The sequence below is a fragment of the Streptomyces sp. PKU-EA00015 genome (assembly GCF_013387495.1).
Lineage (GTDB): Bacteria > Actinomycetota > Actinomycetes > Streptomycetales > Streptomycetaceae > Streptomyces.
The window spans coordinates 30,486-44,569 of the sequence record NZ_JABZEE010000068.1 but is presented as its reverse complement, the minus strand read 5'-3'; the positions used below and the strand labels follow the sequence as shown (position 1 = coordinate 44,569).

General features: G+C 71.1%; 13 protein-coding genes. 11 read left to right on the top strand and 2 right to left on the bottom strand.

The features are described 5' to 3' along the window. Positions 1-1,665 (top strand): threonine--tRNA ligase (gene thrS / locus HW130_RS31750; RefSeq protein WP_177153229.1); only part of this gene is annotated, 1,665 nt, incomplete at its 5' end. A gap of 72 nt (positions 1,666-1,737) precedes the next feature. After that, positions 1,738-2,295 carry an HIT domain-containing protein gene (locus HW130_RS31745; RefSeq protein WP_177153228.1) on the top strand — a complete coding sequence of 186 codons (558 nt, stop codon included), beginning with the start codon at positions 1,738-1,740 and terminating at the stop codon, positions 2,293-2,295. A 67-nt stretch (positions 2,296-2,362) separates the two neighbouring features. Here HW130_RS31745 and HW130_RS31740 read toward each other — a convergent pair whose 3' ends face one another. Both HW130_RS31740 and HW130_RS31735 read right to left on the bottom strand, forming a co-directional pair. Beyond that, positions 2,363-4,030: a hypothetical protein gene (locus HW130_RS31740; RefSeq protein ID WP_177153227.1), complete on the bottom strand. Its 1,668-nt coding sequence runs from the start codon at positions 4,028-4,030 to the stop codon at positions 2,363-2,365. Positions 4,031-4,184: 154 nt separating this feature from the next. Then, positions 4,185-6,395 carry an elongation factor G-like protein EF-G2 gene (locus HW130_RS31735; RefSeq protein ID WP_177153226.1) on the bottom strand — a complete coding sequence of 737 codons (2,211 nt, stop codon included), beginning with the start codon at positions 6,393-6,395 and terminating at the stop codon, positions 4,185-4,187. Between the two features lie 265 nt (positions 6,396-6,660). On the opposite strand from HW130_RS31735, the gene pgsA reads away from it, so the two are divergent. The 9 genes from pgsA (at position 6,661) to ruvA (ending at position 13,843) form a co-directional block, all read left to right on the top strand. Continuing rightward, positions 6,661-7,356, top strand: a complete 696-nt coding sequence (gene pgsA, locus HW130_RS31730; protein WP_177153225.1) for a phosphatidylinositol phosphate synthase — start codon at positions 6,661-6,663, stop codon at positions 7,354-7,356. Continuing rightward, positions 7,356-8,258 (top strand): phosphatidylinositol mannoside acyltransferase, encoded by a 903-nt coding sequence (locus HW130_RS31725; RefSeq protein ID WP_177153224.1) that lies wholly within the window; start codon positions 7,356-7,358, stop codon positions 8,256-8,258. Before pgsA ends, HW130_RS31725 begins: the two co-directional genes overlap by 1 nt. Continuing rightward, a complete protein-coding gene (locus HW130_RS31720; RefSeq protein ID WP_177153223.1) occupies positions 8,255-9,418 on the top strand; it encodes a glycosyltransferase family 4 protein in 1,164 nt (387 codons plus the stop codon). Before HW130_RS31725 ends, HW130_RS31720 begins: the two co-directional genes overlap by 4 nt. 160 nt (positions 9,419-9,578) lie before the next feature. Next, entirely contained in the window at positions 9,579-10,142 is a 564-nt protein-coding gene (locus tag HW130_RS31715) for a hypothetical protein (RefSeq protein WP_177153222.1), read from the top strand. A gap of 136 nt (positions 10,143-10,278) precedes the next feature. Further along, a complete protein-coding gene (pdxS, locus tag HW130_RS31710) occupies positions 10,279-11,187 on the top strand; it encodes a pyridoxal 5'-phosphate synthase lyase subunit PdxS (RefSeq protein ID WP_177153221.1) in 909 nt (302 codons plus the stop codon). Next, positions 11,187-11,771 carry a pyridoxal 5'-phosphate synthase glutaminase subunit PdxT gene (gene pdxT, locus HW130_RS31705; protein WP_177153220.1) on the top strand — a complete coding sequence of 195 codons (585 nt, stop codon included), beginning with the start codon at positions 11,187-11,189 and terminating at the stop codon, positions 11,769-11,771. Before pdxS ends, pdxT begins: the two co-directional genes overlap by 1 nt. A gap of 62 nt (positions 11,772-11,833) precedes the next feature. Continuing rightward, positions 11,834-12,586, top strand: a complete 753-nt coding sequence (locus HW130_RS31700; protein WP_177153219.1) for a YebC/PmpR family DNA-binding transcriptional regulator — start codon at positions 11,834-11,836, stop codon at positions 12,584-12,586. 118 nt (positions 12,587-12,704) lie between these two features. Beyond that, on the top strand, positions 12,705-13,238 hold the full coding sequence (ruvC, locus tag HW130_RS31695) for a crossover junction endodeoxyribonuclease RuvC (protein WP_177153218.1): 534 nt from the start codon (positions 12,705-12,707) through the stop codon (positions 13,236-13,238). Beyond that, entirely contained in the window at positions 13,235-13,843 is a 609-nt protein-coding gene (gene ruvA, locus HW130_RS31690; protein ID WP_177153217.1) for a Holliday junction branch migration protein RuvA, read from the top strand. The genes ruvC and ruvA overlap by 4 nt, the downstream gene beginning before the upstream one ends. Positions 13,844-14,084: the final 241 nt, after the last annotated feature.

The window sequence follows — 14,084 nt, the reverse complement described above, 5'->3', positions numbered from 1 at the left end:
GACTTCGACGTCGAGAAGCCGTTCACGCCCGAGGATCTCAAGGCCATCGAGAAGAAGATGCAGGAGATCCAGAAGCGCGGCCAGCGCTTCTCGCGCCGCGTCGTCACCGACGACGCCGCCCGCGAGGAGCTCGCCGACGAGCCGTACAAGCTGGAGCTGATCGGCCTCAAGGGCTCGGCCTCGCACGACGACGGCGCCGACGTGGAGGTGGGCGCCGGCGAGCTCACGATCTACGACAACCTGGACGCCAAGACGGGCGACCTGTGCTGGAAGGACCTCTGCCGGGGCCCCCACCTGCCCACCACGCGCAACATCCCGGCCTTCAAGCTGATGCGCAACGCCGCCGCCTACTGGCGCGGCAGCGAGAAGAACCCGATGCTCCAGCGCATCTACGGCACCGCCTGGCCGTCCAAGGACGAGCTGAAGGCGCACCTGGACTTCCTCGCCGAGGCCGAGAAGCGCGACCACCGCAAGCTCGGCAACGAGCTGGACCTCTTCTCCATCCCGGACCAGATCGGCTCCGGCCTCGCGGTCTTCCACCCCAAGGGCGGCATCATCCGCCGGGTCATGGAGGACTACTCGCGCAAGCGGCACGAGGAGGAGGGGTACGAGTTCGTCTACACCCCGCACGCCACCAAGGGGAAGCTCTTCGAGACGTCGGGCCACCTCGACTGGTACGCCGAGGGCATGTACCCGCCCATGCAGCTCGACGAGGGCGTGGACTACTACCTCAAGCCCATGAACTGCCCGATGCACAACCTGATCTTCGACGCGCGCGGCCGGTCCTACCGCGAACTGCCGCTGCGTCTCTTCGAGTTCGGGACCGTGTACCGCTACGAGAAGTCCGGAGTCGTGCACGGTCTGACCCGTGCCCGCGGCTTCACCCAGGACGACGCGCACATCTACTGCACCAAGGAGCAGATGGCGGACGAGCTCGACTCGACGCTCACCTTCGTGCTCAACCTGCTCCGCGACTACGGTCTGACCGACTTCTACCTGGAGCTGTCCACCAAGGACCCGGAGAAGTTCGTCGGCAGCGACGAGATCTGGGAGGAGGCCACCGAGACGCTGCGGCAGGTGGCCGAGAAGCAGGGGCTGCCGCTGGTCCCGGACCCGGGCGGCGCCGCCTTCTACGGCCCGAAGATCTCCGTCCAGGCCAAGGACGCGATCGGCCGGACCTGGCAGATGTCGACCGTCCAGCTCGACTTCAACCTGCCGGAGCGCTTCGACCTCGAGTACACCGGCCCCGACGGGACCAAGCAGCGCCCGGTCATGATCCACCGGGCCCTGTTCGGCTCGATCGAGCGGTTCTTCGCGGTGCTGCTCGAGCACTACGCGGGCGCGATGCCGCCGTGGCTGGCGCCCGTCCAGGCCGTCGGCATCCCGATCGGTGACGCGCACGTCGAGTACCTGCAGCAGTTCGCGGCGGACGCGAAGAAGAAGGGGCTGCGGGTCGAGGTCGACGCGTCCTCGGACCGGATGCAGAAGAAGATCCGCAACCAGCAGAAGCAGAAGGTCCCGTTCATGATCATCGTCGGTGACGAGGACATGAACGCGGGCACCGTCTCCTTCCGCTACCGCGACGGCTCGCAGGAGAACGGCATTCCGCGCGAGGAGGCCCTGGCCAAGCTCGTCGACGTGGTGGAACGACGGGTCCAGGTCTGACCCGAGCAGGCACGCGAGGGGCGGTCCCGGAAGGGGCCGCCCCCTCGCCGCATGCCGCCCTCAGCGGCGAATATGCTGGCACGCATGACGACTGAGCCGGAGCAGCAGATCGGAGTCGGGACGCCTGACTCGTTCCAGCGCCTGTGGACGCCTCACCGCATGGCGTACATCCAGGGCGAGAACAAGCCGACCGGCCCCGGGGCCGACGACGGCTGCCCGTTCTGCTCGATCCCGTCGAAGTCCGACGAGGACGGTCTGATCCTCGCCCGCGGCGAGACGGTCTACGCCGTGCTCAACCTCTACCCCTACAACGGCGGCCACCTGATGGTCGTCCCCTACCGCCACGTCGCCGACTACACCGAGCTGGACGACGCCGAGACCGTCGAGCTCGCGCGGCTGACCAAGGAGGCCATGACCGCCCTGCGGGCAGCCTCCGGCGCCCACGGGTTCAACATCGGCCTCAACCAGGGCAGCGCCGCCGGGGCCGGGATCGCCGCCCACCTGCACCAGCACATCGTGCCCCGGTGGGGCGGCGACACCAACTTCATGCCTGTCATCGGCTCGACCAAGGTGCTGCCGCAGCTCCTCGCCGACACCCGCCGGATGCTCGCCGCCGCCTGGCCCCTGTGAGCCGCACCGGATCCGCCCGCACCGGATCCGCCCGCACCGGAGCCGTACGCACCGGAGCCGTACGGCCTCACGCCTCGTACAGGTCCGCGTTCCGCGGAGTCGGGTCCTGGACGAACCCGCTGACGACCATGGAGCGGTTGTCGAACTTCTCCGTGCTGACGCCGTTGTCGGCCAGGACCTTCATCGCGGCGGCGTGGGCCACGCGCAGCACCGGAGTGGCGGCGCGCATCGCGTCGTCCGCCATGAACCGGTGCCGCCAGGGCTTCTCGGCCCAGGCGTGGCGCAGGCCGAACGGCTCCGGCAGCACCAGCTTGCCGCCGAGGAAGTCGAGCAGCGGCGGGAACCAGGTGAAGGGCGCCCGCACCGCCAGCCGTACGACCTCGGGCGCGTCCACCAGCGGCAGCACCCGGTCGACCGTCTCCCAGAACTTGACGGTCTTGCTGACGGTGACCGTCTTGGGCTCGGGCTTGGTGGTGAACAGGGAGTGCACCGGGCCGAGCGCGTGCCCGGTGACCTCCACGCGCAGGGTCTCGTGGAGCACGGTGACCGTGATCATCATGGTGATGACCAACTGGCCGTCCCACAGCGTGAACTGCACGCCCAGGTAGTGGCGGTTGCCGCCGCCGAACTGCTGGTGGTTGCAGATGCGCTGTATCTCGTGGCCCTTGACCTGGAAGGTCTCCACGTCCTGGCCCTCGGGCCTGGCGACCGCCACGGCGTTCTCGCCGACGGGGGAGACGATCCAGTGCCGGACTGAGGGGGTCGGGAAGCCGCCGGAGTTCAGCGGGCCGCGTTCCAGCAGCTTCAGCTTGTCGTGGATGGCCCTTATGACGTCCCAGCTGCGGAACTGGTTGATCTCCTTGCCCGGTTCGCTTGAGACGAGCTCCTCGGCCATCTGCCAGCTGCCCCAGCGGGTGCCCATGCCCAGTATTCCCTTGGGGCCCGCGTAGAAGACGACGTTGGAGTGCTGCTCGGCGGTGAGCTTCTGCAGACCCTGGCGCAGCTGCTCACGGGCGGTCTCGTCGGGGTTGCCCGGCACGGCCTCGGGGACCTTCGCGCCGATGCCGCCGCCTCCGGAGAGGAGGCTGTCCCATCGCGCGCGCATGTCCTTCGCGGTGGCCTCGCAGATCCTCTTCGCGAGCATCCAGCCGACGACCGGGGCGACGATCATGCCCCGGATGTAGTAGCCCCAGAACCCGGTGAACGGCAGCCGCAGCAGCAGGACCACGGCCATGATGCCGATGCCCACGAGCAGGAGGGTGCCGACGGCTCCGGCGCGCTTGTTCGCCGCGCCGGCGAGGGTGCGGCGCAGCTGGAACACGCCCATCCACAGCAGGAGTCCGGGCAGGAAGAGCAGTCCGCACAGCGCCATGACGGCGGTGAGCCTGGCGTCCCGCTCCTTGCGGATGCGGGTGGCGGCCAGGCAGTGCTCCACGACGGTCTGGGGCTCGGTGCCGAAGGACTGGATCAGCGCCTTGCGGGCGCCGCCGAGCATCCGCACCTGGACCGCCCGGGAGAAGGCCTCACCGAGGTTCGGCTCGAAGAGGGAGAACTTGCCGGGCGTCACCTCGGACTTGTGCCACTCGCTGTTGGCCTTGAGGATCTCGGCGACCGGGCCGTCGCGGTACGCCGCCGAGGCGAGCGCATGAGTCGCCGCGGTCTGCCCGGCCGACCCCATGAGCGGGACCTGAGCCCCGGGTGTGAAATCGAATCCGTCTGTCACTACCGCCCCCATCGCCGCACGCGTCCGCACTGCGGCCTGTTCCCAACTGCCGCGCCCCGCACACCTGATGAGCTGGACACCTCAGCGTATCGGGGGCCGGGCGGTCGCGGCAGTGGACATCGGGACGGCCGTCCGCCGGCGGAGTGCGCCGGCGGACGGCCACCGGTCAGGAGGCCTTCGCCTTCGCCTCCTCGCGCATCCGGTCCGCCACCTGCTGCGGCATCGGCTCGTGCCGTGCGTAGGTCCGGCTGAACCGGCCCGTGCCGTGCGAGATGGAGCGCAGGTCGACCGCGTAGCGCCCGATCTCGATCTCCGGCACCTCCGAGCGCACCAGCGTGCGCCCGCCGCCCGCCTGTTCGGTGCCGATGACCCGGCCGCGCCGGCCGGACAGGTCACTCATGACCGGCCCCACGTACTCGTCCGGGACGAGCACCTGCACCTCGGCCACGGGTTCCAGCAGGTTGATCCGCGCCTCGGCCGCGGCCTCCCGAAGTGCGAGGGCGCCCGCGGTCTGGAAGGCCGCGTCGGAGGAGTCCACCGAGTGCGCCTTGCCGTCCCGCAGGGTGACCCGTACGTCGACGAGCGGATAGCCCGCGGCGACACCGCGCGCGGCCTGGGCGCGCACGCCCTTCTCCACGGACGGGATGAACTGGCGCGGCACCGCTCCGCCGACGACCTTGTCGACGAACTCGACGCCGGAGCCGGCCGGCAGGGGTTCGACGTCGATCTCGCAGATCGCGTACTGCCCGTGGCCGCCGGACTGCTTCACGTGGCGGCCGCGCCCCGCGGAGCCGGCGGCGAAGGTCTCGCGGAGCTGGACCTTGTGGGGCACGACGTCGACCTGGACGCCGTAGCGGTTGCGGAGCCGTTCGAGGGCGACGTCGGCGTGTGCCTCGCCCATGCACCACAGCACCACCTGGTGGGTGTCCTGGTTCTGTTCGAGCCGCATCGTCGGATCCTCGGCGGCGAGGCGGGTCAGGCCCTGCGACAGCTTGTCCTCGTCCGCCTTGCTGTGCGCCTGGATGGCGAGCGGCAGCAGCGGATCGGGCATCGTCCAGGGCGCCATCAGCAGCGGGTCGTCCTTGGCCGAGAGGGTGTCGCCGGTCTCGGCGCGGGACAGCTTCGCGACGCAGGCCAGGTCACCGGCGATGGCGTGGGGGAGCGGGCGCTGCTGTTTGCCGAAGGGCGCGGACAGGGCGCCGATGCGCTCGTCGACGTCGTGGTCCTCGTGCCCCCGGTCGGCCAGCCCGTGGCCGGAGACGTGCACCGTCTCGTCGGGCCGCAGCGTCCCGGAGAAGACGCGCACCAGGGAGACACGGCCGACGTACGGGTCCGAGGCCGTCTTGACCACCTCGGCGACGAGCGGTCCGGCCGGGTCGCAGGTGATCGCGGGCCGCGGGGACCCGTCGGGGGTCGTGACGTCGGGCGGCGTCGTCTCGAGCGGGGTCGGGAAGCCGCCGGTGATCAGCTCCAGCAGCTCGACCGTGCCGAGGCCCTGCCGGGCGCCGTCGGCCGCGGGGGCGGCGGCGAGGACCGGATGGAAGGTGCCGCGCGCCACGGCCTTCTCCAGGTCGTCGACGAGGGTCTTGAGGTCGATCTCCTCACCGCCGAGGTAGCGGTCCATGAGGGTCTCGTCCTCGCTCTCCGCGATGATGCCCTCGATGAGCCGGTTGCGGGCCTCCTCGATCAGCGGGGTCTGCGCGGGGTCGGGCGGGGACTCCTTCCGTTCGCCCGACGAGTAGTCGAAGATCTGCTGCGTCAGCAGCCCGACGAGGCCGGTGACCGGTGCGTGACCGTCCGCCTGCTGGGCGCCGTACTGCGGCAGGTAGAGCGGGAGGACCGCATCGGGGTCGTCGCCGCCGAAGATCTGCCCGCAGACGGCGGTGAGCTCCTCGAAGCCGGTGCGCGCGGTCTCCAGATGCGTCACGACGATGGCGCGCGGCATGCCCACCGCCGCGCACTCCTCCCACACCGCGCGGCAGGCGCCCGCCACGGCGTCGGCCTCCTGCGCGGCCGAGACGACGAAGAGGGCCGCGTCCGCTGCTCGCAGACCGGCCCTCAGCTCCCCGACGAAGTCCGCGTATCCGGGAGTGTCCAGAAGATTGATCTTGTACCCGCCCCATTCGACGGGCACGAGGGACAGCTGTACGGAACGTTGCTGGCGGTGCTCGATCTCGTCGTAGTCCGAGACCGTGGCGCCGTCCTCGACCCGGCCGGCCCGGTTGACCGCTCCCGCGGTCAGCGCCAGCGCCTCGACCAGCGTCGTCTTGCCCGACCCGCTGTGGCCGACCAGCACCACATTCCGTACGGATGCGGGGTGGTCGGCCGTTACTGCTCTGCCGGCGGCTCCGGGGTGTGCATGCGCCTTGTCGCCCATGATCTTGCCTCCCGATCGATTGCACGGCGAGGAGGGAAAGCCGCGGGCGCGGCAAGCCGGGACGATGTCCCGAATCGTCGTCCGGGGCAGCTCCGGCGATGCCCGCGGTGGTCTTTCGAGCTTTCCACTGTCGTCATGGTGCGTCCATACGTCGGACGCCGCAGCACCTGTCCGGGTCCGGCCCGTGGGCCGTCACCGTCCTGGCTACGATGGGCCAGCCGGTGGCCGTAGGGGCCACGCGGCCCACCGAACCCTCGGGAAGGCCATGCTGAACAAGTACGCGCGTGCATTCTTCACGCGTGTTCTCACACCGTTCGCCGCGTTTCTGCTCCGCCGCGGGGTGAGCCCCGACGCCGTCACGCTCGTCGGCACGGCCGGAGTCATGGCGGGAGCGCTGGTCTTCTTCCCCAGGGGCGAGTTCTTCTGGGGCACGATCGTCATCACGCTGTTCGTCTTCTCCGACCTCGTCGACGGCAACATGGCCCGGCAGGCGGGCGTCTCCAGCCGCTGGGGCGCGTTCCTCGACTCGACGCTCGACCGGGTCGCCGACGGCGCGATCTTCGGCGGTTTCGCGCTCTGGTACGCGGGCAAAGGCGACGACAACATGCTCTGCGCGGTGGCGATCTTCTGCCTCGCGAGCGGCCAGGTCGTGTCGTACACCAAGGCCCGGGGAGAATCGATCGGTCTGCCCGTCGCCGTCAACGGACTGGTCGAGCGGGCCGAGCGGCTCGTCATCTCGCTGGTCGCCGCCGGCCTCGCCGGCCTCCACGGGTTCGGGGTGCCGGGCATCGACGTCCTGCTGCCGATCGCGCTGTGGATCGTCGCCGTCGGCAGCCTGGTGACACTCGGGCAGCGGGTCGTCACCGTACGGCGCGAGTCCGCCGAGGCGGAGGCCGCCGAGGCCCGTCCCGGTGGGGACCGGGCCGACGGGGCCGAGCAGGAAGGGGCCGAGGCATCGTGATGCGCGACCGTTTGACCGACGCCCTGTACGGACTGGGCTGGGGCGCGGTGAAGAAGCTGCCCGAGCCGGTGGCCGCCGGACTCGGCCGCACCATCGCCGACGCCGCCTGGAGGCGGCGCGGCAGGGGCGTGCTGCGCCTTGAGGCCAACCTCGCACGTGTCGTTCCCGACGCGGGGCCCGAGCGCCTGGCCGAGCTCTCCAAGGCGGGCATGCGCTCGTACATGCGCTACTGGATGGAGTCGTTCCGGCTGCCGAGCTGGAACCAGGAGCGCGCCCGGCTCAGCTTCGACCCCAAGGACATCCACCTCCTGACCGACTGCCTCGCGTCGGGCCGGGGCGTCGTCCTCGCCCTGCCGCACCTCGCCAACTGGGACGTCGCCGGGATCTGGGTGACCCGGGCGCTCGGCATCCGCTTCACCACGGTCGCCGAACGACTCAAGCCGGAGTCGCTGTACGACCGGTTCGTCGCCTACCGCGAGAGCCTCGGCATGGAGGTCCTGCCGCACACGGGCGGGTCGGCCTTCGGCACGCTGGCCCGGCGGCTGCGCGACGGCGGCCTCGTCTGCCTGGTCGCGGACCGCGACCTGTCCGCCTCCGGCGTCGAGGTGACCTTCTTCGGCGAGGCGGCCCGCATGCCCGCAGGTCCCGCGCTGCTGGCCCAGCAGACCGGCGCCCTGCTGCTCCCGGTGACCCTCTGGTACGACGAGACGCCCGTGATGAAGGGCCGCATCCACCCGCCGGTCGAGGTCCCCCGGTCAGGCACGCGCGCCGAGAAGACGTCCTCCATGACACAGGCCCTCGCGGACGTCTTCGCCGAGGGCATCGCCGAGCACCCGGAGGACTGGCACATGCTGCAGCGGCTGTGGCTCTCGGACCTCGAACCCCGGGAGGACAGGACGTGAGGATCGGCATCGTCTGTCCGTACTCGTGGGACGTGCCCGGTGGCGTGCAGTTCCACATCAGGGACCTGGCCGAGCACCTCATCGGGCTCGGGCACGACGTCTCCGTCCTCGCCCCCGCGGACGACGACACACCCCTGCCGCCCTACGTGGTCTCCGCTGGCCGCGCCGTGCCCGTGCCGTACAACGGCTCGGTCGCCCGGCTCAACTTCGGCTTCCTGTCCGCGGCCCGGGTGCGGCGCTGGCTCCACGACGGCACCTTCGACGTCATCCACATCCACGAGCCGGCGTCGCCTTCCCTGGGCCTGCTCTCCTGCTGGGCCGCGCAGGGGCCGATCGTCGCCACGTTCCACACGTCCAACCCGCGGTCGCGGGCCATGATCGCGGCCTACCCGATCCTGCAGCCCGCGCTCGAGAAGATCAGTGCGCGGATCGCCGTCAGCGAGTACGCCCGCCGTACGCTCGTCGAGCACCTCGGCGGTGACGCGGTCGTCATCCCGAACGGCGTCGACGTCGGCTTCTTCGAGAGGGCCGAGCCGAAGGCGGAGTGGCAGAACGGCACGATCGGCTTCATCGGCCGCATCGACGAGCCGCGCAAGGGCCTGCCGGTGCTGATGAAGGCGCTTCCGGCGATCTTCGAAGCCTGCCCGGACGCGCGCCTGCTGGTCGCCGGGCGCGGTGACGAGGAGGAGGCCGTCGCGTCCCTGCCTGCCGCGATGCGCTCCCGGGTCGAGTTCCTCGGGATGGTCAGCGACGAGGACAAGGCACGGCTGCTGCGCAGCGTCGACGTGTACGTGGCGCCCAACACGGGCGGCGAGAGCTTCGGCATCATCCTGGTCGAGGCGATGTCGGCGGGCGCGCCGGTGCTGGCGTCCGACCTGGACGCATTCGCCCAGGTGCTGGACAAGGGCGCGGCGGGGGAGCTGTTCGCCAACGAGGACGCGGACGCGCTGGCCTCGGCGGCGATCCGCCTGCTGGGCGACCCGGACCGGCGGCGGGAGCTGCGCGAGCGGGGCAGGGCGCACGTGCGGCGGTTCGACTGGTCGACGGTGGGCGCGGACATCCTGGCCGTGTACGAGACGGTGACGGACGGCGCGGCGTCGGTGGCGACGGACGACCGCCCGGGGCTGCGGGCCCGCCTGGGGCTGCTGACCCGGGACTGAGGGCCCCCGGGGGCCTCCGGCGTCAGGCCGACGGACCGGGCCGGGCCCGCGCAGCCGGACTCCGCCCGAGGGACGCGGGGCTCACGGGCCGGCCGCGCCCGGGCGTAGAACGCGGTCCGCCGCCCTCCCCCACAGCCCTCCGGGCGTGGGGAGCGCCCTCATGGGCCCGGTAGCCTTGCCGCCCGTGAGCACCCTGATCTGGATCGTCGTCGCCCTCGTGGCCATCGGCATGTACCTCAGCTGGACCGCCGGGCGACTCGACCGGCTCCACGCGCGGATCGACGCCGCCCGGGCCGCGCTCGACGCGCAGCTCCTGCGGCGCGCCTCGGTCGCACAGGAGCTCGCGACCTCCGGGGTGCTCGACCCCGCCGCGTCCATCGTGCTGTACGAGGCCGCGCACGAGGCGCGGCAGGCGGAGGAGGAGCACCGCGAGGTCGCCGAGAGCGAACTCAGCGCCGCACTGCGGGCGGTGTTCGGGGAGGCCGAGCAGATGGAGGCCCTGCGCGCGGTACCGGGGGGCGAGGACGCCGCCGGCGAACTCGCGCAGGCGGTGCGCCGCGTCCCCATGGCGCGCCGGTTCCACAACGACACCGTCCGCGCCGCGCGCGCCCTGCGCCGGCACCGCACGGTGCGCTGGTTCCGGCTCGCGGGCCACGCCCCGTTCCCCATGGCGTTCGAGATGGACGACGAGCCCCCCGCGGCGCTGGCGGACCGGCCCGCCTGAACGGTCCCCGGCCGCGCCGACGGACCGGCCCCGCCCAAAACGATCCACGGGGTGACTATTGGCCCTTGATGTGGACTGGTCCCCGGATGTTCCATCGGTGACGCATCACAACGTCGTCATCGAGTGAGGTCCCTCCGTGTCCAGCACCACCACCCCGCAGACCCCCGAGACCGGTACCGCCCGCGTCAAGCGCGGCATGGCCGAGCAGCTCAAGGGCGGCGTGATCATGGACGTGGTCAACGCCGAGCAGGCGAAGATCGCCGAGGATGCCGGCGCCGTGGCCGTCATGGCCCTGGAGCGCGTGCCCGCCGACATCCGCAAGGACGGCGGCGTGGCCCGGATGTCCGACCCGAACATGATCGAGGAGATCATCGACGCGGTCTCCATCCCGGTGATGGCCAAGTCGCGTATCGGCCACTTCGTCGAGGCCCAGGTGCTCCAGTCCCTGGGCGTCGACTACATCGACGAGTCCGAGGTCCTGACCCCGGCCGACGAGGTCAACCACAGCGACAAGTGGGCCTTCACCACCCCGTTCGTCTGTGGCGCCACCAACCTGGGCGAGGCCCTGCGCCGTATCGCCGAGGGCGCGGCCATGATCCGCTCCAAGGGCGAGGCCGGCACGGGCAACGTCGTCGAGGCCGTCCGTCACCTGCGCCAGATCAAGAACGAGATCGCCAAGCTGCGCGGCTTCGACAACAACGAGCTGTACGCCGCCGCCAAGGAGCTGCGCGCCCCGTACGAGCTCGTCAAGGAGGTCTCCGAGCTCGGCAAGCTGCCGGTCGTGCTGTTCTCCGCCGGTGGCGTGGCCACTCCGGCCGACGCCGCGCTGATGCGCCAGCTCGGCGCCGAGGGCGTCTTCGTCGGCTCCGGCATCTTCAAGTCGGGCGACCCGGCCAAGCGCGCCGCCGCCATCGTGAAGGCCACCACCTTCTACGACGACCCGAAGATCATCGCGGACGCCTCCCGCAACCTGGGCGAGGCCATGGTCGGCATCAACTGCGACACCCTGCCCGAGGCCGAGCGCTACGCGAACCGGGGCTGGTAATGACGACGCCCGTGATCGGTGTCCTGGCCCTCCAGGGCGACGTACGGGAGCACCTGATCGCCCTGGCCGCGGCGGACGCCGTGGCCAGGCCGGTGCGGCGGCCCGAGGAACTGGCCGAGGTCGACGGTCTGGTGATCCCCGGCGGCGAGTCCACGACCATGTCCAAGCTTGCCGCGCTGTTCGGCATGCTGGAGCCGCTGCGCGAGCGCATCGCGGCGGGCATGCCGGTCTACGGCACCTGCGCCGGTCTGATCATGCTCGCCGAGAAGATCATCGACCCGCGCTCGGGCCAGGAGACGCTCGGCGGCATCGACATGATCGTCCGCCGCAACGCCTTCGGCCGGCAGAACGAGTCGTTCGAGGCGACCGTCGATGTGTCCGGCGTCGGCCCCGTCGAGGGCGTCTTCATCCGCGCCCCGTGGGTGGAGTCCGTGGGCGCTCAGGTCGAGGTGCTCGCCGAGCACGACGGCCACATCGTCGCGGTACGGCAGGGCAAGGTGCTCGCGACCTCGTTCCATCCCGAGCTGACCGGTGACCACCGCGTGCACGGCCTGTTCGTCGACATGGTGCGCACGGGGGCCTGACGGGATCCCGGTAGGATCTCTGGGGTTCGTCCAGGAATTGGTTACGCGAAGGAGACAGGCAGATGTCCGGCCACTCTAAATGGGCTACGACGAAGCACAAGAAGGCCGTGATCGACGCCAAGCGCGGCAAGCTCTTCGCGAAGCTGATCAAGAACATCGAGGTTGCGGCCCGTACCGGCGGCGGTGACCCCGACGGCAATCCGACGCTGTTCGACGCCATCCAGAAGGCCAAGAAGAGCTCGGTTCCGAACAAGAACATCGATTCCGCGGTCAAGCGCGGCGCCGGCCTGGAGGCCGGTGGCGCCGACTACGAGACGATCATGTACGAGGGCTACGGCCCGAACGGTGTGGCGGTGCTCATCGAGTGCCTCACCGACAACCGCAACCGCGCCGCCTCCGACGTGCGGGTCGCCATGACCCGCAACGGCGGCTCGATGGCCGACCCGGGCTCCGTCTCGTACCTGTTCAACCGCAAGGGCGTCGTCATCGTCCCCAAGGGCGAGCTGAGCGAGGACGACGTCCTCGGCGCCGTCCTGGACGCGGGCGCCGAGGAGGTCAACGACCTCGGTGAGTCCTTCGAGGTGCTGAGCGAGGCCACCGACCTGGTCGCGGTCCGCACCGCCCTCCAGGAGGCCGGCATCGACTACGACTCGGCCGACGCCAACTTCGTCCCGACCATGCAGGTCGAGCTCGACGAGGAGGGTGCGCGCAAGATCTTCAAGCTGATCGACGCGCTCGAGGACAGCGACGACGTGCAGAACGTCTTCGCCAACTTCGACGTCTCGGACGAGGTCATGGAGAAGGTCGACGCCTGATCCACGCTCGTACGACGGGCCGACGGGGCACATCCCCGTCGGCCCGTCGCGTTGTCGGCGGTTGTCGGTGGCAGCCGATAGCCTGCACAAACAGCTGAGCGAAGGAGGGGTGGGACGCGTGCGCGTTCTCGGGGTGGACCCTGGGCTGACCCGGTGCGGTGTCGGCGTCGTGGAGGGAGTGGCCGGCCGTCCGCTGACCATGCGCGGCGTCGGAGTCGTCCGGAGCCCGGCGGACGCCGATCTGGGCCACCGGCTGGTCGCGATCGAGCAGGGCATCGAGCAGTGGCTCGACGAGCACCACCCCGAATTCGTGGCTGTGGAGCGCGTGTTCAGCCAGCACAATGTCCGCACGGTGATGGGTACGGCCCAGGCCAGCGCCGTGGCCATGCTCTGCGCCTCCCGTCGCGGGATCCCCGTCGCCCTGCACACGCCCAGCGAGGTCAAGGCGGCCGTCACCGGCAGCGGACGGGCCGACAAGGCGCAGGTGGGCGCCATGGTGACCCGGTTGCTGCGGCTCGACGCACCGCCGAAGCCGGCCGACGCCGCGGACGCCCTCGCTCTCGCCATCTGCCACATCTGGCGCGCCCCCGCGCAGAACCGCCTGCAGCAGGCGGTCGCCGCGCATCACGCAACGAAAGGCCGGACCGCATGATCGCCTTTGTGAGCGGCACGGTGGCCGCCCTCGCCCCGACCACGGCCGTGATCGAGGTCGGCGGCGTCGGCATGGCCGTGCAGTGCACACCGAACACCCTCTCCGGGCTGAGACTCGGTCAGGAGGCCAGGCTGGCCACGTCGTTGGTGGTCCGGGAGGACTCGCTGACGCTCTACGGCTTCGCCGACGACGACGAGCGCCAGGTCTTCGAGCTCCTGCAGACCGCGAGCGGCGTGGGCCCGCGCCTGGCCCAGGCGATGCTCGCCGTGCACACACCGGACGCTCTGCGGGTCGCCGTCACGAGCGGTGACGAGAAGGCGCTGACGGCGGTGCCGGGGATCGGCAAGAAGGGCGCGCAGAAGCTGCTGCTGGAGCTGAAGGACCGCCTCGGCGCGCCGGTCGGCTCCACGCCCGCGGTGGGCGCGCCGGCCGGCCAGTCCTGGCGCGACCAGCTGCACGCCGCGCTGATCGGCCTCGGCTACGCGACCCGCGAGGCGGACGATGCGGTGACGGCTGTGGCGCCACAGGCGGAGTCCCTGGGCCCCGCGCCCGAGGTGGGCCCCCTGCTCCGAGCCGCACTCCAGACCCTGAACAGGGCACGCTGAGGCCCTGCGGGGTGTTCCCCTCCCCACCCCTTCCCGAACCGGGGCAAGCCCCGGACCCCGTACCGCGCTTCGCGCGGTGTCCTCAATCGCCGGACGGGCTGACAAAGTCAGCCCCGCTGGGGCCACCTCCCACGGCCGCCAGGCCGTAGGGGAGATTGAGGCGCTGGGGGTCCCCCCACGCCCGCAGGGCGTAGGGGGCGGGTCCGGGGGCGGAGCCCCCGGTGACGGGAAAGGGCGGGGA